This is a genomic window from Cellvibrio sp. ARAG 10.3 (assembly GCF_051846955.1).
Classification (GTDB): domain Bacteria; phylum Pseudomonadota; class Gammaproteobacteria; order Pseudomonadales; family Cellvibrionaceae; genus Cellvibrio.
In genome coordinates this window covers 1-25,861 of the sequence record NZ_JBPYCU010000001.1, presented here as the reverse complement: position 1 = coordinate 25,861, position 25,861 = coordinate 1, and the positions used below count along the sequence as shown (strand labels likewise).

The following is a 25,861-nucleotide window of genomic DNA, read 5'->3' as shown; positions in this document are numbered from 1 at the left end:
GACACGAAAAGCGAACCTCGTCCTGTAAAAAACCGTTTTCAAAAAAAGGACAGCACACCATGGCGAAATCCTCCAACAATGACAACGAATACAATCGTAAACGCAATTTCAATATCACCTCGGAACCGCGCGCTGACCCTCCCAAGCCAGTGCGCGGCAAACGTACCAATGCCCTGCGCTTTGTGGTGCAAAAGCACGCGGCGCGGCGCTTGCACTACGATTTTCGCCTGGAGCTGGATGGCACCCTCAAGAGCTGGGCCGTACCCAAAGGCCCGAGCCTCGATCCCCAGGACAAACGCCTCGCCGTGCATGTGGAAGACCACCCGCTGGCCTACGCGAATTTCGAGGGCAATATTCCCGCCGGGCAGTATGGTGCGGGTGATGTCATCGTCTGGGACCAGGGTGTCTGGCAGCCGCAGGATGAAGATCCCCTGGCCGCTTATCAATCCGGCAAGCTCAAGTTCACGCTGATCGGGGAAAAACTGGGCGGGGACTGGAACCTGGTGCGCACCACCATGCGCGCCAGCGGCGACAAGGAGCAATGGTTGTTGATCAAGGAGCGCGACCATGCAGCGCGCCGCGCAGCGGACTACAACATCGTCAAGGAAGAACCGGACAGCGTACTCAGCCATACCGGCGTGCTTGAAAAAAAACCGGCGGATAAGACCACAGCTAAGCCCGGTAGCCGCCGCGACAGCGCCAGCAAAGCTACCCACAATATCCGTGCGATCAAACCCGACCAGCCACTGCCGGAACACCTGGCGCCGGAGCTGGCTACGCTGGTCACAGAACCGCTGACCGGCAAATGGCTTTATGAAGTCAAGTTCGACGGTTACCGGATTCTGGCGCGCATCATCGGTGGTGAGGTGCGACTGTTTACCCGCAACGACAACGACTGGACCCATCGCATGCCCAAACAGGTGCAGGCGATCCAGGCACTTGGGCTGGAAAACACCTGGCTCGACGGCGAAGTGGTGGTGCTCAACGATGAGGGGCTACCAGATTTCCAGGCATTGCAACGGGCATTTGAAATAGGCCGCAGCCACAACATCGTCTACTACGTGTTTGATGCGCCTTTCCTCAACGGCCGCGATATGCGCCGTGTGCCGGTAGAAGAACGTCGCGCGGCACTGGAGCAGGTGATGCCGCGCAGCAACACCGGCCTGGTGCGATTTTCTACCGCGTTTGAAGATGGCCACACCAACATCCTCGCGACCGCCTGCGCCATGTCGCTGGAGGGGATCATCGGCAAGCGGCTGGGCAGCCCCTATGTGTCGCGCCGCAGCGCCGACTGGATCAAATTGAAATGTCGGTTGCGCCAGGAATTTGTGATTGTCGGCTACACCCCGCCGCAAGGCAGCCGCAGCAGCTTCGGTGCGCTGCTGCTCGGCGTACATAAGGCGGTTGACGATCCGGCCCTGGTCTATGCGGGCCGCGTCGGGACCGGTTTCAGCGCCACCAGCCTGAAAGATGTGCACCGGCAATTGCGCCCGCTGGAGCGGCGGGATTCCCCCTTGAGCCACAGTATCGCCGGCAGCGAGGCGCGCGATGTGCAGTGGCTCGAGCCCAGCCTGGTGTGCGAGGTGGAATTTGCGGAGTGGACCGGTGACAACCGCCTGCGTCAGGCATCTTTTATTGCCCTGCGCAGCGACAAACCGGCCAGTGAAATTATCCGGGAGCAGCCCCGTAGCCCTGGCAAGAGTAGCCCAGGCAAGAAAAGTCACAGCGGCCCGGATATCCGCGCCGGCGAAGCAAAACCCGCTGCTCCGGCCGGGGTAAAGATCACCCATCCGGATCGGGAGATCGATGCCGAGAGTCACACCCGCAAGATCGACCTGGTGCACTTCTATAGAGAGATTGCCGACTGGTTGCTGCCCCAACTCGACAACCGCCCGGTGTCCCTGTTGCGCCTGCCCACCGGCCTGGGTGGTGAGCAGTTTTTCCAGAAGCACAAACAACATCTGGCGGTTCCGGCGGTGAAGCTGCTCGACCCGGCCCTCGATCCCGGTCATGCGCCTTTGATGGAGATCGACAGCCCGGAAGCGCTGATCGGCGCCGTACAAATGGGCACCATCGAATTCCACACCTGGGGTGCCACCAGTGACCGCATCGAGAAGCCTGACCGTATTATCCTGGATCTCGACCCGGACCCGGCCTTGCCCTGGAAAAGTATGCTTGATGCCACCCGCCTGACCCTGGCGGTGCTCGATGAACTGGGGCTGGATACTTTCCTGAAGACCAGCGGCGGTAAAGGCATCCACCTGATTATTCCCCTGGCACGCCGCGATGACTGGACCACCGTCAAGGAGTTTGCCAAGGCCATCGCCCAATTTATGGCCCGTCAATTGCCTGATCGTTTTGTGGCGCGCATGGGGCCCAAGAACCGGGTCGGCAAGATCTTTGTGGATTACCTGCGCAACCAGCGCGGCGCCAGTACCGTGGCGGCCTACTCGGTGCGCGCGCGGCCGGGTCTGCCGGTGTCGGTGCCAATAGCGCGCGAGGAGTTAACGCACCTGCACAGTGCGACGCAGTGGCATATCGGCAATCTGCGTCGGCGGTTAGCCGCACTGAAAGCGGACCCCTGGGCGGATTATGCTAATCAGCAGCGGATTACCAAGGCCATGTGGAAACGGCTCGGGGTTCCGCACCCGGAATAGAGAATGGGCTGAACCCGGCGGCGGTTCGCCAGTCGACAGGCAGAAGCACCCGTCGACAATTAGAAGCAGAGGGAGGGCGCCAGATGATGAGGGTTCATCAATGCACAGCGCTTTATCTGGCAACGCAGTGCCGCTGCGTACCTCCTGTTTTGGTTTATGAATATGACACGAGGTTTGCCGATGGCTAACAAAGCAAAAACCGCGACATTTCTCAAAGACCCGCTGTGGTACAAGGACGCGGTGATCTACCAGGTGCACATCAAATCCTACTTCGACGCCAATAATGACGGCTCGGGGGATTTTCCCGGCCTGATCGAGAAGCTGGATTACATCGCCGAACTGGGCGTTAACACCATCTGGTTACTGCCTTTTTATATGTCCCCGCGCCGCGACGACGGTTACGACATTGCCGAGTACCGCAGTGTGCACCCGGACTATGGCACCATGGCCGACGCGCGCCGTTTCCTAAAGGAAGCCCATAAACGCGGTTTGCGGGTGATCACTGAACTGGTTATCAACCACACCTCCGACCAGCACCCCTGGTTCCAGCGCGCCCGCCGCGCCAAGAAAGGTTCCAAATGGCGCGACTTCTATGTCTGGTCCGACACCAACCAGAAATATCAAGGCACGCGCATCATCTTCTCCGATACCGAAAACTCCAACTGGACCTGGGACCCGGTGGCGGGCCAGTACTTCTGGCACCGCTTCTATTCGCACCAGCCCGACCTCAACTTCGATAACCCGGCAGTATTAAAGGAAGTACTGAGCATCATGAGTTTCTGGTTCGATCTGGGGGTGGATGGCTTACGGCTGGATGCAATTCCTTACCTGGTTGAGCGCGAAGGTACGCTCAATGAAAACCTGCCGGAGACCCACGATGTGCTCAAGCAGATCCGCGCCGAGCTGAACCAACGCTACCCGGATAGGATGCTGCTGGCCGAGGCCAACCTGTGGCCCGAAGACATCCAGCAATACTTCGGCAAGGGCGACGAATGCCATATGGCTTTTCACTTCCCGCTGATGCCACGCATGTACATGGCCATTGCCCAGGAAGACCGTTTTCCCATGACCGATATCCTGCGGCAGATGCCGGCGATTCCCGACAACTGCCAGTGGGCCATCTTCCTGCGCAACCACGACGAATTGACCCTGGAGATGGTGACCGACGATGAGCGGGATTACCTGTGGGAATACTACGCCTCCAATCGGCGCGCCCGGTTGAACCTGGGCATCCGCCGCCGCCTGGCGCCGCTGGTAGAGCGGGACCGTCGGCGTATTGAGCTGCTGCACAGCTTGCTATTGTCCATGCCGGGCACGCCGACCTTGTATTACGGCGATGAGATCGGGATGGGCGATAACCTGTTCCTCGGTGACCGTCACGGGGTGCGCACGCCGATGCAGTGGTCCATCGACCGCAATGGCGGATTCTCCCGCGCCGACCCGGCCAGTCTTGCCCTGCCGCCAATCATGGACCCGCTCTACGGCTTCCAGACCGTGAATGTGGAAAGCCAGGTGGTGGACCCCCACTCGCTGCTCAACTGGACCCGGCGCATGCTAGCGGTGCGCAAGCAACAAAAGGCCTTTGGTCGCGGCACGCTGAAGATGCTGGCGCCCACCAACCGGCGCATCTTTGCCTACCTGCGCGAGTACACCGGGCCGGAGGGCGACCATGAATTGATCCTGTGTGTGGCGAATCTGTCGCGTTCGGCCCAGGCGGTGGAACTGGACCTGGCCGCCTACGCGGGCAAGGTGCCCGTCGAGATGATTGGCGGCTCTTCGTTCCCGCCTATCGGTCAGCTGAGTTACCTGCTGACCTTACCGCCGTATGGCTTTTACTGGTTCCTGCTGGCAGACGAAGCGCAAATGCCCAACTGGTATGTGCCGCCGGTAGAACCCATGCCCGACTTGCCGCCACTGATCATCAAGAAAGACCTGTCAGAGCTGTTGCAGGAACCCAACCTGACGGTGCTGGAGCACGAATCCCTGCCGGATTACATCTCCCGGCGTCATTGGTTTTCGCACCGTGGTCGCCAACCGGAAGACGGCAAGTTGCATCTGAGTTACCTCATGCCCTTCGGCGAATCGGGCAAGAAATACGCCTTGGCCGGGGTGGAGATCCGCTACGACAGTGGCAGCGAGCATTATCAATTGCCCCTCGGCTATGTGGCCGAAAAGAGTGAAGGCAGCGTGATTCCCCAACAACTGGCCATGGCCCGGCTGCGTCAGGGCCGGCAGGTGGGATTGTTGACCGACGCCTCCACCCTCACCGGCTTTGCGCGGGAAGTCGTGCAGGGCCTGCGCCATAGCCAGGTGCTGTCGCGGGAGGGCAGCGAAGTGCAATTTATTCCCGCCACCCAACTGGAGCGGGTGACCGAAGCCGCGGAGCGCACGGAGGAGGAGATCAGCTTTATCACCGCCGAGCACGCCAACAGCTCTATCGCCATTGACGAAACCATGCTGTTGAAACTTTTCCGCCGCGTCCTGCCGGGTACGCATCCGGAGGTGGAGATGGGCCGCTTCCTGACCGAGCGCGGTTTCACCCACATGGCGCCGTTCCTGGGGGAAGTGCGACGCGTTGATCCGCGCGGTGAAACCTATACCTTGATGGTGCTACACGGTTATCTGAGCAACCAGGGCGATGCTTGGCAATGGACGCAGAACACCCTTGAACGGGCGGTGCGCGACCAACTGGCGGGTGGCGATTCCGGCATTGAAAACGAACAAACGGCGCTGGCCGAACTGGACGCCTTTGCGCGCATCCTCGGCCGCCGTCTGGGGGAACTACACCAGGCGTTGGCGCAGCCATCGGATAATTCGGATTTTGACCTAGTGATCACCAGCGCGGCCGATGTCGCGGTATGGCAGGACGAAGCCCGCGTGCAGATGGAAGAGGCGTTGCAAAAGCTGGACGACTTCCGTCATGAACTGCCCAGTACCGAGGCGCTATTGACCGAAAACCTGTTGGCGCGCCGCGAACAGATTCTGGCGCGGCTGGATCAGTTGGCCCAGGGTTCTCTGGGCGGGGTCATGCAACGGATTCACGGTGACTTGCATCTGGGGCAAGTGTTGGTGGTGCAGGACGATGCCTACTTTATCGACTTTGAAGGCAATACCTGCCTCAGCCTCCCGGAGCGTCGCCGGCGCCAGAGCCCCCTGAAAGATGTGGCCGGTATGCTGTGTTCCTTCGATTACGCGGCTGCCATGATCCTGCGCAACCCCGGCGGCGTGGACGATTCACCGGAGGCCGAAACGGCGCGCCGCTCCATGGTCAGTGTCTATCTGCAGCACGCGCGGCGCGGTTTCCTGGATGCCTATCGCATCGCGGCGGCCGACCTGCCCCATGAATGGGTTGAACGTGACGGCGAAGGCGAGGCACTGTTATTCCACCGCCTCGATACAGCGGCTCACCAGATCATCGCGGAATGCCACGACCGGCCGGATTGGTTGCCGGTGCCCTTGCAGGGGTTGGCGAGCCTGGTGGAACAGCTGGGCTTGCACGAACAGTAACTCACACCGCTTCGCCGTGCTCCACCAGTGCGGCGAAGCGGGTCATGACTTCCGCCGCAAACGGTGTGGCGGAAACGTCTTCCAGCAGTCGGGCAACATCCTGGCCCATCCGCGTCAGCACCTCCGCTTGTTGCTCGATATAGGCACGCATGATCGGCGGCGTGTACTCCGGATGAAACTGCACACCCCAGGCGCGGGCACCGAGCCGAAAAGCGTGGTTGGGTTCGTGCAGGTTAGCCGCCAGTCGCACGGCGCCGGGCGGCAAATGCAGCACGGTCTGGGCGTGGGTGGTGTGGGCCAGGAACGACGGTGGCAGGCTGCGGAACAGGGGGTCTGCCGCACAGGCGGGCAGGAGTTCGATCTCCCTTGTGCCCACCTCTTTCCCTTGGGGGTGGTAACCCACTTCTCCCCCCATGGCCTGGGCCAGCAGTTGGTGGCCATAGCACACCCCGAGGATAGGCACTTCGGCTTCTACCAGCGCGGGCAGCCAATCCTCAATCGCCACACTCCAGGCTAAATGATCGGTCACCATGGCATGGGAACCGGTGATAATCACTCCGGCACACGCCTGGACCTCTGGTAAGGATGCATTATCCTGAACATTCCAGGTAACAACCGGCGTGGTCAGATCGCCGAGAGCTACGCGGGTCCAGTCATCAAAATCTCCCAGGACCGCCGCCGTGGCTGGAAAGGTCGTGCCGACCTTGAGGATAAATAATGCAGGGGTAGTGCGAGAGGAAGACATAACAGCGAACTCCTGAAAAAAGCCTCCCTATCCTGCGGGCGTCGTACTGGCGATGCAAGTGGTGGCAGGAAGATTCAAAACGCCTGGTTGCTTATTCAGCGCGATTTGAACTTTAATGGCTCGACTCACATTATTTTCAAACCTTCTGATCCGTACCCTGAGTTCAATCCATGCCGCGCTGATTGTAGTGAGACTATCAAGGACCTGATTCACCGATGACTAGCCAACCGCTTTTCCTTGCTGCCAGCGGAATGATCACACCGCTTGGTGCTGACACCGCGATGACCTCTGCTGCCGTTAATGCCGGTATCAGCGCCTATGCCCTGGCGGATTTCTACAACCGCCATTTTCAGCCTATTAAAGTTACCGAAGTGCCGCCCGCAGTCTTTGCGGCGCAAGGATTGGATGTCGCCAACTGGAGCGGGACACACGCGGCGCGGGTGATGGCCATGGCGAGCCTCGCGATCCAGCAGGTCATTGCGGGTGAGCCGCCGGAAAAGGCCATACCCTTGGTGCTGGCCCTGCCGGAGGCCAGCTCGCCGGCGGTATCGGCTTTGGGCGCCGGTTTGGTCAAACATCTCGCCGACACCTTTCCCGGCTGGATTTCCACGGTCATGAGCCGTTGCGTTTACGCCGGCTTTTTACTGCTGACGCGCAATCCGGCCCTGGCGGCGGTAGTGAATGGCCACCGTATCCTGCTCCATCCACCGGGCATGGCCGACGAGCCGGGGCATTTGGGCAGCGATGAACCCTATCGTGGTGACGGACTGGACCAGGCGTTTAAAAAAGCACTGGCTGGTGCTACGGTGCCGCCTATCCATAGCCTCTACAGCAGCATGAATGGCGAACATATGTGGGCCAAGGAATACGGTGTGGCTTATATTCGCAACCGTCACGCGTTTGCTGATCCGCTCTCTTTGCAGCATCCCGCCGATTGCTACGGCGATATCGGGCGAGCAACTGCGCCGGTGTTGATCGCCCTGGCGGCCCAGGATTTGTGGAAAACATCTGTCGCTCGCGCGCATCAGCTATACAGTTCCTCCGACGGTGCGCGGCGCGGTGCGATAATCCTTGAAAAAGTGCCTGCCTAAGAACGTAAAGACAAGGAAATGCAATGACGCAAATCGGTGAAAGTGTCAACGTATCAACTACTCCGGAAGACCCGGAAAAATCCATCACTGCAGAGGTGTTGGAACTGGAATTTGTGGATTCGTTTAAAGCCTGTCTCGCGCAAGCCGTGATCAATCCGCCGCACTGGCCGGCCACGCGCAGTCCATCGAATCAATCATCCAAGGCGGTGGTATTCCGCTTTAACAATCCCGGCACCCAGAAAGCCAAGCTCAAACTAAAAATCACCAGCAAGGGATACAGCGGCAACGGTAAATTAACCGGCGTATTGCAGCGCTTTGAATTCGAAGGCAGCGTTCCCCTGTCGTCTGGTGAGCATGTGGTGGAGGTAACCCTCAAGGAACCGCCGGACGGTTTGCTCTGGACCAAGGGCGAAATCTCCTGGGGTATTGACGCCACCGACCGTAGCATCATGGCCGGACGCACCCATGTCGAAATCTTTTTTGTCTTCGCCGACCCCGCTCGCCAACCTTGTTTTGCCAGCGATGGTGTGTGGATCGAGGCGTTGCGCTTTTTGTTTGATAACAGCAGCGTCAGTGGCGTGCAGACGATGCGTTCAGCGGTGGAGAAAGTGACGCAGTGTTGTTTTGGATTACCTAATCATCGGTATGAAGTCACCCAGGGTGCACCTTCCTATGGCGGGGCGAGTGGCACATTTCATTTAAAAAAATACATTGATCATTCGCTGGGTTTTGTTAATTGTTACGACCAGACCTATGCGGTTATCGTACTGTCCGCTGCATTGGGTATTAGTGTCGATGGTCTTTATCTGAATCCGTTCGGGTACATCCGCACCGTGAATCTGGTGGGTTGGGGACCATGTAATAATCCGTTCCCATCCGGACGCCCGATTGCCGATCATCTCGTGGTGGCCCCGCTCGATCCTGCGCGCAGCGGGTTTGGTAATCACATGTTTTGCGAATACAGCGCGAAAATCTATGACGCTTGTGCCGGGCCGGTGAAGGGAACGGTCGACAGGGCCGGGTATGTCGCCAACACCATTGATACGAGTGTGCCGGGCGCGGTTAGTGGCACGGCGGGGGACATCATCGGTATTGCGGGTACGACGGCGGCTGTAAGGGGCGTGCAATGAGGAGTGCAAGCTTATGCATTATCTGCGAACAATTTTTTTTCTGTTTGGCGTGTTATGGGGAGCAACGGCTATGAGTTTTGAAACTGACTTCAATCGCGATACGCGCGAAGCCTTTAAAAAATCTATTGATTACCCGTCATTAGTCGCTCGTCGCCCGCCAGAAAAAATTGTTTTACTGGACTGGCAAAAAACGCTGGAAACACTGCGCGATGCGCAGGGCAATGAATGGTCTGGCAAGGTCGATGAGCCTTCTCTGGGGTTGTTGGGCGAAGGTTCATTGCGTGTACAAATGCAGTCGCAGAAGGGCGCAGCCATTGTCGACATCACCTCGCTCGCCGGTGACTGGCAAGAGCGTCTTGATTATGTAATGTGGCAAGAATCATTAACCCATCGCACAGAAGTCAATGCGAAAGTATTGCCGGGTATGGATGACCTGTACCTGATTCCAAAGTTAACGCCCGGCACAAGATTTACGAATTTTTTGTACGGCAACTTTTTTATCGAAGTTAAAGCCTGGGATGTCGACGATATCGACAGCCTGGCTAAAGCGCTTCATCAGGTTATGAAAGACAACAGCCGTGTTCTCGATAAAGAGCACAAAAAATGTTTTAAAGTCACAGCGGATAAAACCACGCTAATGGTCGGCGAGGTGGTGTCCATAAGCCTGGAGGGGTTGGTAAAAAACTGGGATTCAGAATGGATCGCCAATCAATCACGCCAACTGCTGAACGACGATATGGAATACCTTGAGCGTAGAGGAAATGTGTTTTTACTGAAAGCACGAAAAAAAGGAAAAATAAAAATCCCCTTTGCCGCGATGAACAAGCAAACCTTGTATGTGGAACACCAGGAAGTGGAGGTTGAGGTTAAATAAACCACCCTTTCTTTTGTATAAAACGATTAAGGAATATCCCCATGGAAAACCCTTACCGCGCACCTGAAGCACCACTGGAAACCGAAAACCCCGCTTATACTCCAGGTATCGGCTGGAAGTTATTTTTCTTTTTTCTGCTGCCCATAGAAATTTGGTCTTACTACGATCAATTTACTGAAGGGGCGCCGGACAATCCGCTGTGGTGGCTCTGCATCAGCGCGGTAATCTATACAATCTACCTGACAGGGCTTTTTGGTCTGGCCTTCGCCAAAAAGATCGGTACGTCAGGATTCTGGATCAAATTTTTGCCGGTACTGATATGCGCCGATATCTACGAGTTTTACGATGTATTTACGACAGCTGAACTTGAGGCTCCGGAGCTGATATCAGTCCTTCTGGTTGTGGTGCCGCTTATGATGTTGATCTGGTGGTCGGTGTATAAATATTCCAAAGTGATGGACGGTTTTGTAAAAAAGCCGTGACGGACCCGCGCCCATCATAAAAATAACCACCCTTTGCCGTGATGAACAAGCAAAGCTTGCATTGATTAAAATACAGCTTTATACAAGTTAAACACCGATATTCCACTGATTAACAGCCCGACTAAAATCAGTAACGTTCTGGTTGAAAACATCTTGCACGCGTAGGCCGCCAAGGGTGCGGCGAACAGTCCTCCCAGAATTAAGCCCGATACCACATGCCAGATGGTTTCATCGACGAGAATAAAAAGCGATGCGGCGCTGGCAAGTGTCAGGAAAAACTCGGCGAAATTCACCGAGCCTATCGTTGTGCGCGGATCTTGACCGGTACCCACCAGCGTCGTTGTAACCACCGGACCCCATCCGCCACCGCCTGATGTATCCACAAAGCCACCCAACAGCGCCAGCTTGCCCACGTGTCGGGGTTCACCCTTACGGGTAGCGACATGTTTGCGGAAGGCTTTACTCAGTACATAAATGCCCATCAATAATAAGTAGACGGTAATAAAAGGTTTAAGTGTGCTGCCATCAATTTGGGTAACCAGCACGGCGCCGAGGACACCGCCGATGATGCCTGGGATCAACAAGCGCAAAAACAATTTTCTATCGACGTTGCCGAACTTTGCGTGCGAGACGCCGGATATACCGGTAGTAAAAACTTCTGCCATATGAACGGATGCGCTGGCCAATGCGGGTGACGCACCGGTAGCGAGCAGGAAGCTTGTTGACGTCAATCCGTAGGCCATTCCCAATGCGCCATCCACTATCTGCGCCAGTAATCCCACCAGCAGCGCGCTCCAGAACATGGGGTCATCAAGCGTTGTTTTAACGGTGGCTACGCCTTCCTGCCAGCTGCTGCCGAAAACCTGTGCTACGCCCAGGCCGACGAGGCCTATCAACGTCAGTACGGCAAACCAGACGGCAGTGCGAATAACAGGGTGGAGTGCGATTTTTTCTACAGGAGGGATGCCGAGCGCTTCATGCTCCTTGTTGATAGCGTTATCGGACAAATCAAGATTACGGATCCGCATCGAGGGTATTTCCAATCCAGTCTTAGGTGAACGCATCCTAGTGAAGCGCCACTGGATTGAGAAATATCGACTTATTATCAGCTTATAACCAATCTATGGACTGCCGAGGATTCTTGTTAATTAAACCCTCGGAAGTTCTGATGTATTAGCTATCCGCCAGTCAGGATGCTCAGGATGAAATTGCGAACCATGGTAAATCTCCTTGTTATGTCAGTTTATTGTGAAGTTGAAGCCTAGCGGTATAAGCAGGCTATGTAAACGTGGCATTGGCCCTTAATAATTGGCATCGGGCTTATAAAACTTAACCGATGTGTGAGGGGCAAAAACAGGTCAAAAAAATCTTACTTTGTACGGATATGTGCTGTACATATCCGGGGTGCCCATGCTATTTTGATTTGAGTAACAAATGACCAGAGGTGATGGCTATGGCGACGACCAGAATTGATATGCGTGTTGACGAAGCCATCAAGCTGGCGGCCGAGAAGGCTGCTGCGCTTGAGGGTATGAAGAGTCTTACAGAATATGTAGTACGCTTGATTGAGCGCGATGCGAAGCGGGTAATCAAGGAACATGAGGCAATCACTCTTGAAAGTGATGTATTTGATCGCTTCATGAGCGCGTGTGATGCCGCTGAAGCCCCCAACCAGAAGCTTCGGGAAGCGCGTGAATTTGTACGCGGGCAGGGTAAAGGCTCGTGACAGTAAAGTTTGTAGAACTGGACAAACTCATCCATGACCGGAAGTCCTTTGATTGTGGCCGGGATGAGCTGAATGCGTTTTTATCAGGATCGGCGGCCCGTCATCGTGAGGCTGGTATCAGCAGGACCATGGTTCTCGCGGAAGAGAGCGGGCATTCTGAGAAACTTGAAATTTGCGCCTATTACACACTCTCCCATACCGAGATAAAGAGAGAGGTTCTGCCTGATGTGCTGGCTAAAAAACTACCGCGTTATCCTATTCCGGTAATATTGATCGCTCAGCTGGCTGTGCATACTAACTTTCAGGGAAAAGGGTTGGGTAAAACCACTCTCATCTGCGCGCTTGAGCATGCATTGCTTATCAATCAGCACTTGCTATCTTATGCCGTTGTTGTCGATGCGCTGGACGCACAAGTACAGGCCTTTTATGAGCAATATGGTTTCCGGGTGCTTCATCAGCATCAAGGGCGTGTGCGGCTATTTATATCCATGAATACCTTGGCACAGCTTTTTCAATAAGACTCTGCATCGCGTTCATTCGTACCCTGCTTCTCATTATTTCCCCGCATCGCCTTGGCCCGTTTCTCCATTACCAGATACGCCACGCACGCAATACTTAACGGCAATAAAAAATACAAGGCGCGATACCCCAATAGCGCGGCGAGGATTTCGCTTTTATTGAATTCGTGTTGCAGCATGGTGAGAAAAATGGTTTCCAGTACACCGAGGCCGGCGGGGATATGGGTGATGATGCCGGCGATGCTGCAAATCAGCAGGATGCCGAGGACGGTAGGATAAAACGCGTCGTCGGGGAGCAGGATATAAATCAGTAGTGCCATCAGTGTCCAGTTGATCGCGCCCATGGTGGCCTGGAGTAGTGCGAATTGCCAGGTGGGTAAAGTTACTTCGTGGTCGCGGATTTTCCAGGTGCGGCGTTTCGCAAAGCGGCAGGCGAGCAGATACAGGGCGGCAACCAGCAGTAAACCGAAGCCGATTAATTGCAAAGCGGTGGCGCCGACTTTCCATTCATCGGGCAGGTTGAGCAAGCGGGCAGAGAAAATAACACCCGCAAGAATAATGTAACCGAGCCAGTTGGTGACGACGTTGATGGTGAAAATCTTAGTGATGGTGCCGACTTCCAGCCCCAGGCGGGAATAGAGTCGATAACGCACGGCCAGACTGCCGACCCAGGCGCTGAGATTTAAATTAAAGGCGTAACAGACAAACGCGAGTGGTAATATTTGTCGCGCCGGTAGCTTGTGTTGCGTGTAATGGCGAGCGAGTAAATCGAAGCTGCTGAATAATCCATAACTGATCAAGGCAATGGCGGCACCGAGTAACAGTGTTGATGTTTTATAGCCGGTGATTGCGTCTTTAACTTCCTGCCATTCCAGGTTTTTGATCAGATTAAACAACAGGCCGAACACGACCACGAATAACAATAGCGTTAGTCCGCGTTTGGTCCAGGTCCACCAGGGCTTTTCCTGCTTTTTTGAGTCGCCGTCCGTTTGCGTGCCGTCTTTTGCGGTGGCCGAACCTGATGTGCTCATACGGTTTTTTCCTGTTCGCAAATGGTGGGTTTGTTGTCGCTATCATCTAGCAGTTCTTCCGGCTTTACCGGCTGCAGTACCGGTGTATGTGCTGGTAGCCAACCGGCGATGGCCGGAAAATAACGCGCAAAGTGGAAGCAGATAAACACAAACGGCAAGCGCCACCAGTAGCCGCGCATGATGCGTTCGAGGCTGATGGGTTTACAGGTTTTGGCAGCCAGGTCTTTCAGGTGGGTATACAGTTGCTGGTTAAAGGTGTTGTCTTTGATAAACACATTGGCTTCCAGGTTCATCGCCAGACTCAATGGGTCAAGGTTGCTGGAACCGATGGTGACCCATTCATCGTCCACGAGTGCAACCTTGCCGTGGAAAGGCCGCTCGCAGTACTCGAGAATGGTGACGCCTTCTTTCAACAAATAATTATAGAGCGCGCGGCTGCAGGCGCTGACCCAGGGCATATCCGGTTGCCCCTGCATGATCAACAAGACTTCCAGCCCCTGACGCGATGCGTTGCGCAAGGCGCGCAATAAACGGTATCCGGGAAAGAAATACGCATTAGCTATCACGATACGTTTTTTGGCGGAGCGGATCGCTTGCAGGTACAAACGTTCAATATCCGCTTTATGTTTGTTGTTGTCGCGCACAGCGATCAGCATCTGACTGTTGCCTGCAGCGGGATTATCGGTCGGCGTAGCGCGTGGAATATCAATGGGGTCGCTCTGTTTCGGCGTCGCCTCGCGCAATAAGCTCAGGCTGGCGGCATGGATGTCCGCCACAATCGGACCCTTCACTTCTACGGCGTAATCCTGTTTGGCCATATCACCGAAGTCGGCGATATGTTCTTCAGAAAAATTAATGCCGCCGACATAAGCAATCTTTCCATCAACCACGACAATTTTACGGTGCAGGCGACGAAATAAATTGGTGCGCATACCGAACATGCGCGGGCTAGGGTCGAAGATTCGGAGTGTAACGCCGGCATCGACCATCTCGGTCAAAAACGGCGTGCTTAAATCAAAGGTGCCGTAACCGTCCACCATCACTTCCACGCGCGCGCCGGCCTTAGCGGCGGCAACCAAGGCTTGTTGTAGCTGCCGGCCGATTTTATCTTCCGCGATGATAAAGGTTTCCAGCAGCACCTCTGCCCGCGCGTTGCGGATGCAGTCAAATACGCGCGGATAAAAGCCTTCGCCATTTATCAGTAACTCAACGCTGTTACCGTCGCGCCAGGTGTTATTTTGCCTCATAGAAACCTCTCGATAATTCCGCTTCAATGTTTCTCATGCAGTGGATTCGGATGGTGATCGGTTGCTTTTCGAATCACGATCACACCGGGTATATCCTGTACCGGATCGCTTTGCCCGGCGCGCCGCTGCCAGTGCCATACCTTGCCTTCCAGCACAACGTAAACAACACAGGCAATCATCAGCGGCAACAGAAAATAAATAACGCGATAAGCGATCAGTGCCGCAACAATACTTGCAGTGGGCAACTGGTGATGCAGGATGCCGATAAATACTGCTTCCAGCACACCGAGCCCTGCCGGAATCTGCGCAATCATGCCGGCAATGCCGCTGATCAACAAAATGCCTAACACCGCTGAATAAGACACGGCATCGGGCAACAAAATAAAAATCAGCCAGGCCATCAACAACCAGTTGAGCGTGGACAAACCTGCTTGCGCCAACGCCAACCGAATACCGGGTAAGGTGATTTCGTGGGTCGACCAATACCACGAGCGGCGTGAGGAAAATTGGCACAGCAATAAATAGCCGGCAGCGACCATTAACATCAATGCGCCGACGATCTGCAACACGCCGGTGGTCACGCCCCAGCTCGCTGGCAACTTCACCCAGCCGACGGAGAAGATAAATCCTGCCACGATGATGTAACCGAGACTGTTGGTAAACACACTCAAGCTCAACACGCGTGTAATTGTGGCGACGCGCAACCCCAGGCGGGAATACAGTCGGTAACGCATGGCAACGCCGCCGATCCAGGAACTCAAATTCAAATTAAATGCGTAGCAGACAAACGCTACCGGCAATATCTGCCGCACGGGTAAGGGATGGCCGGTATATGCACGACCCAACAAATCATAACTGCTGAAAGCGATATAACTAACCAGCGCGACGGCCAACGCCGTAACCAGTGTTTCGCGTTCGTAGGCGCGCAAGGCTTGCTTGACTTCGAGCCAGTTCAGGTTGTCCACCAACATGAACAGCAATACCGCCACGGCCACAAAAAAAACCAGGGTTAATACGCGTTTTGCCAGCTTCCAATGCCGGTGCTGTTCGTCGCGCTGCGCCAGCGCAAAATAATCCTCAGGCTCTTTCCTGGTCATAATGGGGTTTCTTCCATAGGTGTTTCTGTGAACTTACCAATTCAAGTTTCGGCGCATGGGCAGGGAGCCAGCCGACAATAGCGGGGAAATGACGCAGAAAATGGAACGATAAAAAAATCAGCGGCATACGCCACCAATAGCGACGTTTTACCACCTGCATACTGACGGGTTCGCCATGCTCACGGATTAATGTGCGCAGGTGATTAAACAGGCGTTGATTAAAGGCTTCATCATCAACCACCACATTGGCTTCCAGATTCAGCGACAGGCTTAACGGATCAAGGTTACTGGAGCCCAGTGTGGCCCAATGGCGATCAGCAAGGGCCAGCTTTCCGTGAAACGGGCGCTCGTTGTATTCGTAAATCTTTACGCCTTCACGCATCAAATACCCGTAGAGTAATTGTGCGCATAAACGCACCCAGGGCATATCCGGTTCACCTTGCAGAATCAGTGTGACGTCCACGCCACGCCGGGCCGCATTGCGCAACGCGCGCAACAAACCATAGCTTGGAAAAAAATAGGCATGAGCCAGCACCAGGCGCTCTTTGGCGGAATGGATTGCGTTTAAATAATATTTCTCAATGTCCCTTTTGTGCACGCCATTGTCGCGCACCGTCAATAGTGCGCGCGTACCGTCGGTCGAGTTGCCCGGGGTTTTTGCGATCTTTGCGCGACGCCAGAACGGCCGCGCTTTTGTTTCACCATGGCGCAATAAATCCAGGCACGCCTGATGGATATCCTGTACCACCGGCCCGCGCAAGCGTACGGCATAATCCTGCTTGGCTTCTTCACCAAAGCTGCTTAGTTGGTCGGCGCAATAATTGATGCCGCCGATAAACGCCACCTCGTTATCCACCACCACCAGTTTGCGGTGCAATCGCCGAAACACATTCAGGCGAAGGGTAAAAAAATGGCGGGTGGGTTCAAACAAATGGACATGCACACCGGCATCGGCCATCGCCTGGAAAAAAGCAGGGCTGGCTTCGTTGCCACCGTAGGCGTCAATGGTAATTTCCACGTGCACACCACGCCGCGCAACGTACATCAGTGTTTGTTGTAACGCTTTGCCGACTTCATCCTCGCGGATGATGAAGGTTTCAATCAATACTTCGCGCCTGGCTTTACGAATGCTGTCGAATACGCGCGGAAAAAATGCTTCACCGTTTATTAGTAATTCGATGTCGTTGCCCGCGCGCCAGACGTCTTTCATAAGTGAACCTCAACCGCCAGCGGGGCGTGGTCAGACAGGTGCGACCAAGGGCGGATGCGCAGAACCTCCGGGTTGCGCGCGGTGGCGTTGCGCAGGTAAATGCGGTCCAGCCGAAACCAGGGCCAGCGCGCCGGAAAGCTGCGGGCCGGTTTACCGAATTGTTGGACAAAGACTTCCTGCATGCCGCAGTGCTCCAGTATGGCATCGGCGCGTTGGCGCCAGTCGTTAAAGTCTCCCGCGACGATAACCGGCTCTCCCGGAGGCAGGCTATCGACCAATTTGCACAGCAGCCGCAACTGCTGCTGGCGATGATTTTCACGTAAGCCAAGATGCACGCAAATGGCGTGAACTTCCGTCTGGCCGGGCACATAAATCACCGAATGCAGCAGCCCCCGCTGTTCGATCGTACCGATCGACACATCCAGATTGTGATAGCGCACAATCGGAAACTTGGACAAGAGCGCATTGCCATGATCACCGTGGGGATACACCGCGTTGCGCCCGTAGGAAAACTCCGGCCACATGCTGTCCGCCAGGAATTCATACTGGGGCACCTCGGGCCAATTATCGAACCGGGAGGCGTGGCGTTTATGTTCACCCAGAACCTCCTGCAAAAACACGATATCGCTCGATTGGGTGCGCACGGCATCGCGCAATTCCGGCAACATAAATCGGCGATTCAGTGCTGTAAATCCCTTGTGTAAGTTCAAGGTCAGAATCCGCAGGCAATGGGTCGGCGTCTCTGAAGTTGAGGTCATGCAGCTGCTCCTATCATCTTGCCCGGTTCGGCCTCCAGGGTGTCGGCCAACCCCAGGCGTTCCAGCATGTAACGCGCATCGTACGGCGCAAAGAGTTTGTCGGTGTTATCGAAATAACAATACACATCCCGGCCGTCGTGCGCCTTATCTTTTTCCTGAGTGACGAGCCGGGCATCGCCGGGTTGGCGACCCTGGCTCCATAACCGGATACGTTTGTACCAGCGCTCCAATGCCTCTTTGCTGTAACCGCTGTTGTACAGCTCGACGTCACCGTGGAGGCGCATGTAGACAAAGTCACTGGTCAGGTCTTCCAGTTGTGGCCAGCGGCCTGCCGTGTCGGCCACGACCAGTGCGACGCGATGCTTGCGCAACAGCTGAATAAACGCCTCGTCGACAAAACTGTCATTGCGAATTTCTACCGCGTGGCGCAGCCGTAAATTTTGCGGAATATCCAGATACCCTTCGCGCTGCACTTCAGGATCACTATGGCGCGCATGGGTTTTTGCGGCATCGCTGGTCATCGGTAACTGGGCAAGAAATTCGGCAAACAAACTCTCATCAAAACGAAAACTGGGCGGGAACTGCCACAGGAACGGCCCCAGCTTCTCTTTCAAATGAAACATGCCGGACGCAAAGAAATTTGCCAGCGGTTGTTCAATATCGCGCAGGCGTTTGGTGTGGGTGATGTAACGCGACGCCTTCACGCTGAAGATAAAATTATCCGGCGTGTCGGCGTACCATTTAGCGTAACTGGTGGGACGTTGCAGTCCGTAAAACGAACCGTTAATTTCAATAGAATTGACGGCGCGGGATGCGAAGTACAACTCATCTTTCTGGCGCAGCCCCTTGGGATAAAAATTATTCCGCCAAGGGACGTAGCGCCAACCGGAAATACCTATACGTATAGTGCTCATAAGCTCCCTCTGTTTTACTAAAAAAATTTAATCCTTAATGATGACGCGCCGGTGCCGTCATGGATGGCGGATCGCTGGCCGGAAAAGAATCCTCGAGCGCATCATCCAGCATCCCCTCGTCATCTTCCGTATGAGTCTGTTGCGGGTGCAGCTCCACCTTTACCCAACCGCTGCGCCGTTGATCAAACGCCTTGAAGGCGTCGATAGCATTTCCCATGGGTTTGGTTTGCGTCAGAATTTTGGCTGGATCAATACGACCGCTCACCGTCAGCTCGATCAGTTTAGGGATATATTTTCGGTGAGGGCAATTGCCCATGTTGATGGTCAGATTTTTATTCATCGCCATGCCGATAGGAAACTGATTGGATTGCGGAGAATACACGCCAATAATCGCCAGCGTACCCGCTTTGGCCAATCCTTTTATGGCCCACTCCAGCGCTTGACTGGGGCCGTCACCTGGCTGCCAGTTTTCGCCATCGGGATGTGCATCCGGCGCGATTTGCTCAACCTGTTGGGCAAAGCGTTGTTCCTCTTCCTTATCAATATGCGAATGGCGATGTTCAGCATCAACACCGACCGCATCGATCGCGCGATCTACACCAATACCTTTGGTCAAACGGTGCAGCGCTTCAACCGGATCTTCCTCTTCAAAGTTGATCACTTCCGCACCTTGCTGACGCGCCATGCGCAAACGATCAGCGTGTTTATCAATAGCAAATACACGCGCTGCGCCTAACAAAAATGCACTGGCAATCGCGAATTGGCCTACGGGCCCGCAACCGAATACCGCGACCGTATCGCCGTTCGTTACTTCCGCCAGATCGGCACCGAAATAACCGGTCGGAAAAATATCCGACAATAAAATCGCCTGGTCATCGCTGACCTCGGGGGGAAGCTTAATCAACCCGACATTGGCAAAAGGAATGCGAGCTTTTTCTGCCTGTAATCCATGGAAACTGCCGGTGTTCGCCGGCCCGCCGTAAAACGCCGTACCAGCTTGTTTACCGTTGGGATTGGCATCGTCGCACTGCGAATAATAACCGGCGCGGCAGTAGGAACAATTGCCACAAGCGATGGTGGACGGAATCACCACCCGATCACCGATCTGTAAATTGCGCACATCATCACCGAGCGCCTCCACGATGCCCACGCCTTCGTGGCCGAGGATCGTACCGGCCTCCATGCCGCCCACTGTACCGCGAACAAAATGCAGATCTGTGCCGCAAATAGCAGAGGCAGTTAATCGCACGATGGCGTCCGTAGGTTCTTGCAATTGCGGCTCGGGAACATCATCCAGGCGAATATCGCCCACCGCGTGAAATACAACAGCTTTCATAGTGGCCTCCATAATTCATGACCGCATAAGTAAGGAGCACCATTAATGCGCGCGCGCAACACCCTGCAACACCGTATCGCTGGTTTGCTGATTGTGACAGCTCGCGATATTACCCAGCGAAACCACACCTACCAGACGTTTCTCGCGGTTGAGTACCGGCATCCGGCGCATTTCATTTTCAGCCATGTTTTGCGCCACATCCTGAACGCTTTCATCGTCGAAACAATAACGGATGGTGTTGCTCATGACCTTGCTTATTGGGGTGTCACAATCCAGCCCTTGCGCAACGGCTCGAATAGCAATATCGCGATCCGTCACCATCCCGACCAAACGATCTCCTTCATTAATTAACAGCGCACCGCTATCAATATCGGCCATCAACGAAGCCGCTTCACGTATGCTTTGATCAGGTGTCAGGGTTTTTACGTCAGTCGTCATAACGTCTTTAATTTGCATGATGTGTTCTCCTTGATGATTAATGTGAAAAACAATTGGAGCATCAGCGCCAGAAGGTTTGGTTTCTGGTCGGAGTAAGAATTGCGACTGACACGCGGGGGCCAAGTTCAGTGGATTATGGGGGCTTTGTTATTGAGTTACTTAGGCTGTGAATGCCTGAGGTAGGGATCGGTTATTCGGTGATTCTTTATGATGGGGACTGGGAGTGGTGGTAATGGTTCAAGCGTGGCTAAATCTGTCTTGCTGGCATATGATTATTTTCACGGTTTATCCGCCAACGAGCGAGCAGTGATTATGAATATTTCACCAAGTGTTGATTGTGGTGGGGTAATTTCTTTATATTTCAATGGGTTAGGTATTGGGTTAGGCTTGATTTCATGATTAAAGTCTATTCATGCTGATAAATTATTATGAGGCCGGATAGCCTTATTAAAAGGCTGTTATATTTGCAGGTGAGCTAGGTATCCGAGAAAAATAATGATCGGGAAAAATATCAAAATATTCACGGCTGTAGTGTTTTTTGCGGTGCTTATACTGAGCAAAACGATTATTGGACCTGTTACATGTGCCAGCGGCTGGCAATCCCCATCTATTGGAAAAAGGGGGGCTTGTTCGCATCACGGTGGGGTTTCTAAATGGAAAGCGTATTTGCCGTTTCTTGTTAGTGGTGTGGTGTCTTTTTTGTTCTATATAAATTTTAATCCTTCATCCTTTTCCAGAAAAGAAAATGAAGAAACGTCAAAGATAACTCAGGATTCGAGTCTCGAGCAACCAACTGCGCAACCCGGCGTCAAAAAAACCAGAGTATATAAGCCAATTATCAAGTGTCCAAAATGTAGAGGTAGTATGGTATTGAGAACCTCAAAAAAAGGAGCAAGCCCAGGAAGAAAGTTCTGGGGTTGCAAAAAATATCCTAAATGCAGAGGAGCCAAGTCATTCACGCCGGAAATCCCAGAATAACTATGCGGGCCAGTATGACACCTTTTTTGTTCCTTGTTTTGCAATTTAACGCTATGCTACCGCAAAACACCCACAGCTGTTTGAGATAATCGTTTCTTGAGGAAACATGGAAGACCTATCTAAAATTTATTCAAAAAACCTTTTTTTCACCGCTTGCGTGTTCGCATTAGGTTTAGTAATCCCTTATGGCAGAGGTAATACCATAGCGGGACTATTACTAATTTTTCTCGCTCTTGTTCTTTATGGCTATATTGGAAAATTACTTATGGATGTAATTAAGCGGTTGAGCCATAAAGAAGCTTCTATCAAAGAGCTTAAATTTCTATTCATTACACTAGCTGTGTTGTGCGCTGGGGCATACTTTTTTATTGGAGTAATCGATGGAGAAGAGCAGATGATATCTGGTCTTCGAGAAATTAAGGATGGCAGAGCGTATGATTTACATTCTTTTGACGGTCTTTTTGATTACTTTCAAGACCTCACTTTCACATACCTAAACAGCGTGTACTATTCAATAGTTGTAATGGCAACCCTCGGAGACTCAAAAATAGTCGCAGAAGGTTGGTTCCCAAGAATTATTATTGCGTTTGAAGTGGGCGTAGCACTTAGTCTGACAATTTTTAAAATTGGTGAGTACTACAGTGATCGTTCATCAGAAGAAGCTAAGGAAAGAGAAAGGCGTATTATAAATGAAGTTCAAAATATAAATCCCAGCTACATCGTCCATCCAGAGGCAGGCTTCTGGGAGCGCACCTTTATGAAACTAACAATAAAATCCAGCCGACGCAGAAGAGCGCGCGGCTGAGTTAGGTGTTAGGAAACCGAGTTCCCCAAGAAAAGTAGACATTTATCTACCCAAAACTGGATCAATTAAATGCTCAAAAGACGAGACTTTTTAATTACCGCCATGGCAGCGAGCACAATTCTGGCTATGCCTGTTGCATCAAAACATCCTGCGCGCCGCTTTGATGCCGCCGAGCGGCTTCGGATGTTGGAAGTGGGACACGCGCGTCTCGGGGTTTGTTTTCTTGACACAGTTACCGGTGAAATCAGCGGTAACCGCATCGAGGAACGCTTTGCTATGTGCTCGACGTTCAAGCTGGCAATGGTTGCCGCCTGCTTACGCGAAGCAGACAGTGGGCGCTTGAAGCTGGAGGAGATACTGCCCTATTCAGAATCAGATCTTCTCGACTGGGCACCGGTCACAAGAAAGCATCTCGCTAAGGGCGGGCTGAGTATTGCCACGTTGGCGCAAGCGGCCAAGAAATGAGTGATGGCGTTGCCGCCAATCTTTTGGTTAAGCGTTTGGGTGGCCCTAAGGCTGTCACCACGAAGTTCCGAGAAATGGGCGATGAGGTGACTCGCCTTGATCACTATGAGCCGGATCTAGGTTTGGTTCTTTCCGCCGACACTCGCGACACCACTTCACCTCTTGCTTATGCGCAGCTTGTCAGGCGAATTCTGACGGGCAGTATTTTACGGCACGATTCGCGCGAACGACTTTTGGAGTGGACGCGAAATACAACCACGGGTACCAGGCGGCTGCGAGCCAGCCTTCCCCCTGAATGGCGTACGGGGAACAAGACTGGGACTGGGCGCGACGAGGGAACGACCAACAAGTGTAATGGCGTCGCTATTACGTTTCCACCCGGCAAGAACCCAATCGTCATTGCAGCCTATTTTGACAGCGGCGAATATACTAAAAAGATAGAGCCGAGGCATGAAGCTGTTCTCGCTGAAGTAGGAAAGATTGCTGCCGAATGGGCCATGAGTTAGTTGCGCAAATTACTATTCAGTTGGCAAAGCCGGCTTACTAGGCGCTGGTTGGAGATTTATCATGAAATTAATCGTCTTCTTAGTATTTATATCTTCGCCAGTTATCGCAGGTTCATTTCGACCTATGCTTGAAGAGTTTCAAATAACTACAGAAGAAGGTGCGGTAGCGATCAAGCCAGATTTTATTGTGGCGTCTATCCATAGAGGCTTCGATGATGGAAACTCCACATCAACTTCTGATGCGGGTATTATCACCTTCCAGATAGGAACCATACCTCCTCAGAAGCAGGGCTATATTTTCGAAATAGTTGAGGGTGAATTCGAAGATCGGCTTTTCTATGAGGCGCCTGTTACGCCAACCAAATTTGTTAAAAATAAAGGTAGTTTTACTTTTATCTGGCTCGATGGGGACAGCGATGAGCAAGAAGCTTTTAAAATTAAAGTGAAAATTGTTGGGGTTTCAAAGTCAGGTGCCTTGAGCGAGCCTCAATTTCTTGAAGTGTCACACCCAGGCATCAAAAAGCCTTGGTGGAAGCTGTGGTAAAAGTAGTAAAAAAGGCAAATAACCGATCCTCCGCGCGCCGCTAACGTATCAACCGAGACTCAGGGATATGAATATAGAAACTGCGAAGAAAATCATTGAAACCTTAGAATGCGTCAACCGATCAATATTTGGATTGATTCCTTACCTTGAAGAGCGTTGTAGTGACGAAGAATTAGATAAACTGAAAAGAGAGATTGCCCGCGTCTCAAATGGTATAGATATGAATTTATATCCAATTATTCTGAAACAGTATCCTGAATTAAATCCACTTTCGGTCAAGGAGTGAAAGCTAGTAGCCCCTGATCTTGAAAAGTCTGCTGTTAAATAAAAAACAAAAAACCAACCGAATGCTGTCGCGTCGGCTGATTGAGATGTTATCCCTCCTGTGTTTTTTCTGCGAAAAGCACCAATAAATCCACGATTAACAAAATGGCGTTGAGTACAGTGTTAGGCGTCCGAAGAAAAATGAGCGAATTAAATTTTATTGATTTTATTAAAAGCATGGATGATAAACAGTTGAAGTATACTGCATTTTCAGATTATGGCGATCAGCAGGATGAGTATTTCAGGGAGCTAAAAAAGGTGATATTTCATCAGTCATGTATTCTGTACCCAGAGCAGCAGTACATGCCCGGAGAAGTAATTGATCTATGCTCAAACGCATACGTGGCTAAACATGCTAAGGAATATATAGCATGCAATTTGTTACTTATAATTAACCGCGGTGCGTTCGATAGTCTGGACATGGCTCGTAAATTAAAAAAGCAAGAGTATGATTACGGCAGCCTGTCTGAGACGTACCATAATTTGATTGTAAGGGCGTATAAGTGGGCAGGTTTTAAGCGACGTGCGCCACTAAGCTGACCAAGCGCCAATAGTGCGCTCGAAAACTCGCGCTCATGCACACGACGTTATTAGAACTATCCAGGCCGCTAAATGAAAAATAGAAAACGACAAATATCCTATTTCCTTCTTGCTCTTCTATCAGGTTTTGTTGTGTGGTATTCGCTAGGCGCTGTTCCATCTTGTGCCCACTTTGATGTGCATGGATTTTGTAAAGAATTGATGAGTAGATCATCAAACGGAGAAGTAACAATGCTGGTGGAAAACTGTATCCGCCTTGCGAATGCTTCCGCAGAGTTATGCGATTACGTTCATATTTTAGGTATGGCAGCAATGGTATTGGGTTTGACAACCCTTTTCCTCAGCATCAGGAGGGTAATTCACGCGAGCCTTGAAAAAAATTGCAGTGATGGAAATCTATAGTATCCGCGTCATTATGCCAGTTGGCTAAAGGATATCCAGGTCTCCTAGTGTGAAGAACTTCGGGACTAAAAAATTTATTCGGTTGATGTTTATTTATTTTTGAGCTGCGCACGTTCTTGTCTGTGTTATATAAGAAGAGTCTTAATATGAAGTTTGAAATTCTTGAGAGTGAAGTGCTAAAGCTGAGCAGGCGACATCGGATTAATAGATGGATAAACTTAATAAGTGCGATTCTCGTTCTGGTCTTTAGCTTTTATTTGATCGGAGTTAACTACAGCGAAATAGAGCCAGGCGTACTCAAATCCTTGGCGGACCGGAAGGTCTATATATTTTTAGCACCGTTCGCAGGGTCTTGGGTTGGAACGATTTTAATGCGTTGGAATGGAAGTAAAGAGTTGATCTTATTAAATAAATTTGTCGAAACTGGTCACGAATTGAGAGTGCTTTCTGCTTATACTTTGGACTTCCCAGATTTCACTAGACACCTAAAAGCCTCATAATCTAATTCCAAGATGAGGTGTCTATGTCAGGCAAAC

28 protein-coding genes are annotated in these 25,861 nt (G+C 52.7%); 18 read left to right on the top strand and 10 right to left on the bottom strand.

The features are described from left to right. The first annotated feature begins 59 nt into the window (after nucleotides 1–59). Both ligD and treS read left to right on the top strand, forming a co-directional pair. The gene (gene ligD, locus ACSV5M_RS00140; protein WP_439173303.1) at nucleotides 60–2,657 is read left to right on the top strand and encodes a DNA ligase D; all 2,598 of its coding nucleotides are present in this window, start codon (nucleotides 60–62) and stop codon (nucleotides 2,655–2,657) included. A gap of 180 nt (nucleotides 2,658–2,837) precedes the next feature. Next, on the top strand, nucleotides 2,838–6,164 hold the full coding sequence (treS, locus tag ACSV5M_RS00135; RefSeq protein ID WP_439173301.1) for a maltose alpha-D-glucosyltransferase: 3,327 nt from the start codon (nucleotides 2,838–2,840) through the stop codon (nucleotides 6,162–6,164). Between the two features lies 1 nt (nucleotide 6,165). Here treS and ACSV5M_RS00130 read toward each other — a convergent pair whose 3' ends face one another. Beyond that, nucleotides 6,166–6,909, bottom strand: a complete 744-nt coding sequence (locus tag ACSV5M_RS00130; protein WP_439173300.1) for a glutamine amidotransferase — start codon at nucleotides 6,907–6,909, stop codon at nucleotides 6,166–6,168. A gap of 215 nt (nucleotides 6,910–7,124) precedes the next feature. Between ACSV5M_RS00130 and ACSV5M_RS00125 the strand changes: the two genes are divergently transcribed. From ACSV5M_RS00125 to ACSV5M_RS00110, 4 genes are all read left to right on the top strand, one after another. After that, the gene (locus ACSV5M_RS00125) at nucleotides 7,125–8,000 is read left to right on the top strand and encodes a hypothetical protein (protein ID WP_439173299.1); all 876 of its coding nucleotides are present in this window, start codon (nucleotides 7,125–7,127) and stop codon (nucleotides 7,998–8,000) included. 23 nt (nucleotides 8,001–8,023) lie between these two features. After that, on the top strand, nucleotides 8,024–9,130 hold the full coding sequence (locus ACSV5M_RS00120) for a hypothetical protein (protein ID WP_439173298.1): 1,107 nt from the start codon (nucleotides 8,024–8,026) through the stop codon (nucleotides 9,128–9,130). A gap of 70 nt (nucleotides 9,131–9,200) precedes the next feature. Then, nucleotides 9,201–10,004, top strand: a complete 804-nt coding sequence (locus tag ACSV5M_RS00115; protein ID WP_439173297.1) for a hypothetical protein — start codon at nucleotides 9,201–9,203, stop codon at nucleotides 10,002–10,004. Between the two features lie 41 nt (nucleotides 10,005–10,045). After that, nucleotides 10,046–10,486 carry a hypothetical protein gene (locus tag ACSV5M_RS00110; RefSeq protein ID WP_439173296.1) on the top strand — a complete coding sequence of 147 codons (441 nt, stop codon included), beginning with the start codon at nucleotides 10,046–10,048 and terminating at the stop codon, nucleotides 10,484–10,486. Between the two features lie 65 nt (nucleotides 10,487–10,551). Here ACSV5M_RS00110 and ACSV5M_RS00105 read toward each other — a convergent pair whose 3' ends face one another. Continuing rightward, nucleotides 10,552–11,514, bottom strand: a complete 963-nt coding sequence (locus ACSV5M_RS00105) for a sulfite exporter TauE/SafE family protein (protein ID WP_439173295.1) — start codon at nucleotides 11,512–11,514, stop codon at nucleotides 10,552–10,554. A gap of 425 nt (nucleotides 11,515–11,939) precedes the next feature. Between ACSV5M_RS00105 and ACSV5M_RS00100 the strand changes: the two genes are divergently transcribed. Together ACSV5M_RS00100 and ACSV5M_RS00095 are read left to right on the top strand one after the other, a co-directional pair. After that, entirely contained in the window at nucleotides 11,940–12,212 is a 273-nt protein-coding gene (locus ACSV5M_RS00100; protein WP_439173294.1) for a DUF1778 domain-containing protein, read from the top strand. Next, complete coding sequence (locus ACSV5M_RS00095; protein ID WP_439173293.1) at nucleotides 12,209–12,730, top strand: GNAT family N-acetyltransferase; 522 nt, start codon at nucleotides 12,209–12,211, stop codon at nucleotides 12,728–12,730. The genes ACSV5M_RS00100 and ACSV5M_RS00095 overlap by 4 nt, the downstream gene beginning before the upstream one ends. Here ACSV5M_RS00095 and ACSV5M_RS00090 read toward each other — a convergent pair. From ACSV5M_RS00090 to ACSV5M_RS00055, 8 genes are read right to left on the bottom strand one after another with little or no spacing between them, the layout of a single operon-like run. Beyond that, nucleotides 12,724–13,761 (bottom strand): lysylphosphatidylglycerol synthase domain-containing protein, encoded by a 1,038-nt coding sequence (locus ACSV5M_RS00090; protein WP_439173292.1) that lies wholly within the window; start codon nucleotides 13,759–13,761, stop codon nucleotides 12,724–12,726. The two genes, ACSV5M_RS00095 and ACSV5M_RS00090, sit on opposite strands and share 7 nt — an antisense overlap. Beyond that, the gene (gene clsB, locus ACSV5M_RS00085) at nucleotides 13,758–15,008 is read right to left on the bottom strand and encodes a cardiolipin synthase ClsB (RefSeq protein WP_439173291.1); all 1,251 of its coding nucleotides are present in this window, start codon (nucleotides 15,006–15,008) and stop codon (nucleotides 13,758–13,760) included. Before clsB (ACSV5M_RS00085) ends, ACSV5M_RS00090 begins: the two co-directional genes overlap by 4 nt. 23 nt (nucleotides 15,009–15,031) lie before the next feature. Continuing rightward, complete coding sequence (locus ACSV5M_RS00080) at nucleotides 15,032–16,105, bottom strand: lysylphosphatidylglycerol synthase transmembrane domain-containing protein (protein ID WP_439173290.1); 1,074 nt, start codon at nucleotides 16,103–16,105, stop codon at nucleotides 15,032–15,034. Continuing rightward, nucleotides 16,086–17,315 (bottom strand): cardiolipin synthase ClsB, encoded by a 1,230-nt coding sequence (gene clsB / locus ACSV5M_RS00075; RefSeq protein WP_439173288.1) that lies wholly within the window; start codon nucleotides 17,313–17,315, stop codon nucleotides 16,086–16,088. Before clsB (ACSV5M_RS00075) ends, ACSV5M_RS00080 begins: the two co-directional genes overlap by 20 nt. Continuing rightward, nucleotides 17,312–18,073 carry an endonuclease/exonuclease/phosphatase family protein gene (locus ACSV5M_RS00070; protein ID WP_439173286.1) on the bottom strand — a complete coding sequence of 254 codons (762 nt, stop codon included), beginning with the start codon at nucleotides 18,071–18,073 and terminating at the stop codon, nucleotides 17,312–17,314. The genes clsB (ACSV5M_RS00075) and ACSV5M_RS00070 overlap by 4 nt, the downstream gene beginning before the upstream one ends. Next, on the bottom strand, nucleotides 18,070–18,987 hold the full coding sequence (locus ACSV5M_RS00065) for a DUF72 domain-containing protein (RefSeq protein ID WP_439173285.1): 918 nt from the start codon (nucleotides 18,985–18,987) through the stop codon (nucleotides 18,070–18,072). The genes ACSV5M_RS00070 and ACSV5M_RS00065 overlap by 4 nt, the downstream gene beginning before the upstream one ends. A gap of 34 nt (nucleotides 18,988–19,021) precedes the next feature. Further along, nucleotides 19,022–20,323 carry a zinc-dependent alcohol dehydrogenase gene (locus ACSV5M_RS00060; RefSeq protein ID WP_439173284.1) on the bottom strand — a complete coding sequence of 434 codons (1,302 nt, stop codon included), beginning with the start codon at nucleotides 20,321–20,323 and terminating at the stop codon, nucleotides 19,022–19,024. A 42-nt stretch (nucleotides 20,324–20,365) separates the two neighbouring features. Further along, a complete protein-coding gene (locus ACSV5M_RS00055) occupies nucleotides 20,366–20,779 on the bottom strand; it encodes a CBS domain-containing protein (RefSeq protein ID WP_439173282.1) in 414 nt (137 codons plus the stop codon). 225 nt (nucleotides 20,780–21,004) lie between these two features. Between ACSV5M_RS00055 and ACSV5M_RS00050 the strand changes: the two genes are divergently transcribed. The 10 genes from ACSV5M_RS00050 to ACSV5M_RS00005 all read left to right on the top strand — a co-directional run bounded on the left by ACSV5M_RS00050 (nucleotide 21,005) and on the right by ACSV5M_RS00005 (nucleotide 25,825). After that, nucleotides 21,005–21,160 carry a hypothetical protein gene (locus ACSV5M_RS00050; protein ID WP_439173281.1) on the top strand — a complete coding sequence of 52 codons (156 nt, stop codon included), beginning with the start codon at nucleotides 21,005–21,007 and terminating at the stop codon, nucleotides 21,158–21,160. A 96-nt stretch (nucleotides 21,161–21,256) separates the two neighbouring features. Beyond that, nucleotides 21,257–21,739 carry a topoisomerase DNA-binding C4 zinc finger domain-containing protein gene (locus tag ACSV5M_RS00045; protein ID WP_439173280.1) on the top strand — a complete coding sequence of 161 codons (483 nt, stop codon included), beginning with the start codon at nucleotides 21,257–21,259 and terminating at the stop codon, nucleotides 21,737–21,739. A 106-nt stretch (nucleotides 21,740–21,845) separates the two neighbouring features. Next, the gene (locus ACSV5M_RS00040) at nucleotides 21,846–22,544 is read left to right on the top strand and encodes a hypothetical protein (RefSeq protein ID WP_439173279.1); all 699 of its coding nucleotides are present in this window, start codon (nucleotides 21,846–21,848) and stop codon (nucleotides 22,542–22,544) included. A 69-nt stretch (nucleotides 22,545–22,613) separates the two neighbouring features. Then, nucleotides 22,614–23,009, top strand: a complete 396-nt coding sequence (locus tag ACSV5M_RS00035) for a serine hydrolase (protein WP_439173278.1) — start codon at nucleotides 22,614–22,616, stop codon at nucleotides 23,007–23,009. Further along, entirely contained in the window at nucleotides 23,006–23,515 is a 510-nt protein-coding gene (locus ACSV5M_RS00030; RefSeq protein WP_439173276.1) for a serine hydrolase, read from the top strand. The genes ACSV5M_RS00035 and ACSV5M_RS00030 overlap by 4 nt, the downstream gene beginning before the upstream one ends. A 61-nt stretch (nucleotides 23,516–23,576) precedes the next feature. Further along, entirely contained in the window at nucleotides 23,577–24,059 is a 483-nt protein-coding gene (locus ACSV5M_RS00025) for a hypothetical protein (RefSeq protein WP_439173275.1), read from the top strand. Between the two features lie 67 nt (nucleotides 24,060–24,126). Next, complete coding sequence (locus ACSV5M_RS00020; protein WP_439173274.1) at nucleotides 24,127–24,345, top strand: hypothetical protein; 219 nt, start codon at nucleotides 24,127–24,129, stop codon at nucleotides 24,343–24,345. 179 nt (nucleotides 24,346–24,524) lie between these two features. Further along, entirely contained in the window at nucleotides 24,525–24,923 is a 399-nt protein-coding gene (locus ACSV5M_RS00015; RefSeq protein WP_439173273.1) for a hypothetical protein, read from the top strand. A 72-nt stretch (nucleotides 24,924–24,995) separates the two neighbouring features. Continuing rightward, nucleotides 24,996–25,325 (top strand): hypothetical protein, encoded by a 330-nt coding sequence (locus ACSV5M_RS00010; protein WP_439173271.1) that lies wholly within the window; start codon nucleotides 24,996–24,998, stop codon nucleotides 25,323–25,325. Between the two features lie 146 nt (nucleotides 25,326–25,471). After that, nucleotides 25,472–25,825 carry a hypothetical protein gene (locus ACSV5M_RS00005; RefSeq protein WP_439173270.1) on the top strand — a complete coding sequence of 118 codons (354 nt, stop codon included), beginning with the start codon at nucleotides 25,472–25,474 and terminating at the stop codon, nucleotides 25,823–25,825. The last annotated feature ends 36 nt before the right edge of the window (nucleotides 25,826–25,861 follow it).

Excerpts from the sequence above, each read along its gene's own strand:
- ACSV5M_RS00070 (WP_439173286.1), bottom strand. The coding sequence starts at position 18,073 with ATGACCTCAACTTCAGAGACGCCGACCCATTGCCTGCGGATTCTGACC.
- clsB (WP_439173291.1), bottom strand. The coding sequence starts at position 15,008 with ATGAGGCAAAATAACACCTGGCGCGACGGTAACAGCGTTGAGTTACTG.
- ACSV5M_RS00020 (WP_439173274.1), top strand. The coding sequence starts at position 24,127 with ATGAATATAGAAACTGCGAAGAAAATCATTGAAACCTTAGAATGCGTC.
- ACSV5M_RS00040 (WP_439173279.1), top strand. The coding sequence starts at position 21,846 with ATGGAAGACCTATCTAAAATTTATTCAAAAAACCTTTTTTTCACCGCT.
- ACSV5M_RS00130 (WP_439173300.1), bottom strand. The coding sequence starts at position 6,909 with ATGTCTTCCTCTCGCACTACCCCTGCATTATTTATCCTCAAGGTCGGC.
- ACSV5M_RS00100 (WP_439173294.1), top strand. The coding sequence starts at position 11,940 with ATGGCGACGACCAGAATTGATATGCGTGTTGACGAAGCCATCAAGCTG.
- ligD (WP_439173303.1), top strand. The coding sequence starts at position 60 with ATGGCGAAATCCTCCAACAATGACAACGAATACAATCGTAAACGCAAT.
- ACSV5M_RS00055 (WP_439173282.1), bottom strand. The coding sequence starts at position 20,779 with ATGCAAATTAAAGACGTTATGACGACTGACGTAAAAACCCTGACACCT.
- ACSV5M_RS00035 (WP_439173278.1), top strand. The coding sequence starts at position 22,614 with ATGCTCAAAAGACGAGACTTTTTAATTACCGCCATGGCAGCGAGCACA.
- ACSV5M_RS00015 (WP_439173273.1), top strand. The coding sequence starts at position 24,525 with ATGAGCGAATTAAATTTTATTGATTTTATTAAAAGCATGGATGATAAA.
- ACSV5M_RS00030 (WP_439173276.1), top strand. The coding sequence starts at position 23,006 with ATGAGTGATGGCGTTGCCGCCAATCTTTTGGTTAAGCGTTTGGGTGGC.
- ACSV5M_RS00105 (WP_439173295.1), bottom strand. The coding sequence starts at position 11,514 with ATGCGGATCCGTAATCTTGATTTGTCCGATAACGCTATCAACAAGGAG.
- ACSV5M_RS00060 (WP_439173284.1), bottom strand. The coding sequence starts at position 20,323 with ATGAAAGCTGTTGTATTTCACGCGGTGGGCGATATTCGCCTGGATGAT.
- ACSV5M_RS00120 (WP_439173298.1), top strand. The coding sequence starts at position 8,024 with ATGACGCAAATCGGTGAAAGTGTCAACGTATCAACTACTCCGGAAGAC.
- treS (WP_439173301.1), top strand. The coding sequence starts at position 2,838 with ATGGCTAACAAAGCAAAAACCGCGACATTTCTCAAAGACCCGCTGTGG.
- ACSV5M_RS00025 (WP_439173275.1), top strand. The coding sequence starts at position 23,577 with ATGAAATTAATCGTCTTCTTAGTATTTATATCTTCGCCAGTTATCGCA.
- clsB (WP_439173288.1), bottom strand. The coding sequence starts at position 17,315 with ATGAAAGACGTCTGGCGCGCGGGCAACGACATCGAATTACTAATAAAC.
- ACSV5M_RS00110 (WP_439173296.1), top strand. The coding sequence starts at position 10,046 with ATGGAAAACCCTTACCGCGCACCTGAAGCACCACTGGAAACCGAAAAC.
- ACSV5M_RS00080 (WP_439173290.1), bottom strand. The coding sequence starts at position 16,105 with ATGACCAGGAAAGAGCCTGAGGATTATTTTGCGCTGGCGCAGCGCGAC.
- ACSV5M_RS00010 (WP_439173271.1), top strand. The coding sequence starts at position 24,996 with ATGAAAAATAGAAAACGACAAATATCCTATTTCCTTCTTGCTCTTCTA.
- ACSV5M_RS00005 (WP_439173270.1), top strand. The coding sequence starts at position 25,472 with ATGAAGTTTGAAATTCTTGAGAGTGAAGTGCTAAAGCTGAGCAGGCGA.
- ACSV5M_RS00125 (WP_439173299.1), top strand. The coding sequence starts at position 7,125 with ATGACTAGCCAACCGCTTTTCCTTGCTGCCAGCGGAATGATCACACCG.
- ACSV5M_RS00065 (WP_439173285.1), bottom strand. The coding sequence starts at position 18,987 with ATGAGCACTATACGTATAGGTATTTCCGGTTGGCGCTACGTCCCTTGG.
- ACSV5M_RS00115 (WP_439173297.1), top strand. The coding sequence starts at position 9,201 with ATGAGTTTTGAAACTGACTTCAATCGCGATACGCGCGAAGCCTTTAAA.
- ACSV5M_RS00045 (WP_439173280.1), top strand. The coding sequence starts at position 21,257 with ATGATCGGGAAAAATATCAAAATATTCACGGCTGTAGTGTTTTTTGCG.
- ACSV5M_RS00090 (WP_439173292.1), bottom strand. The coding sequence starts at position 13,761 with ATGAGCACATCAGGTTCGGCCACCGCAAAAGACGGCACGCAAACGGAC.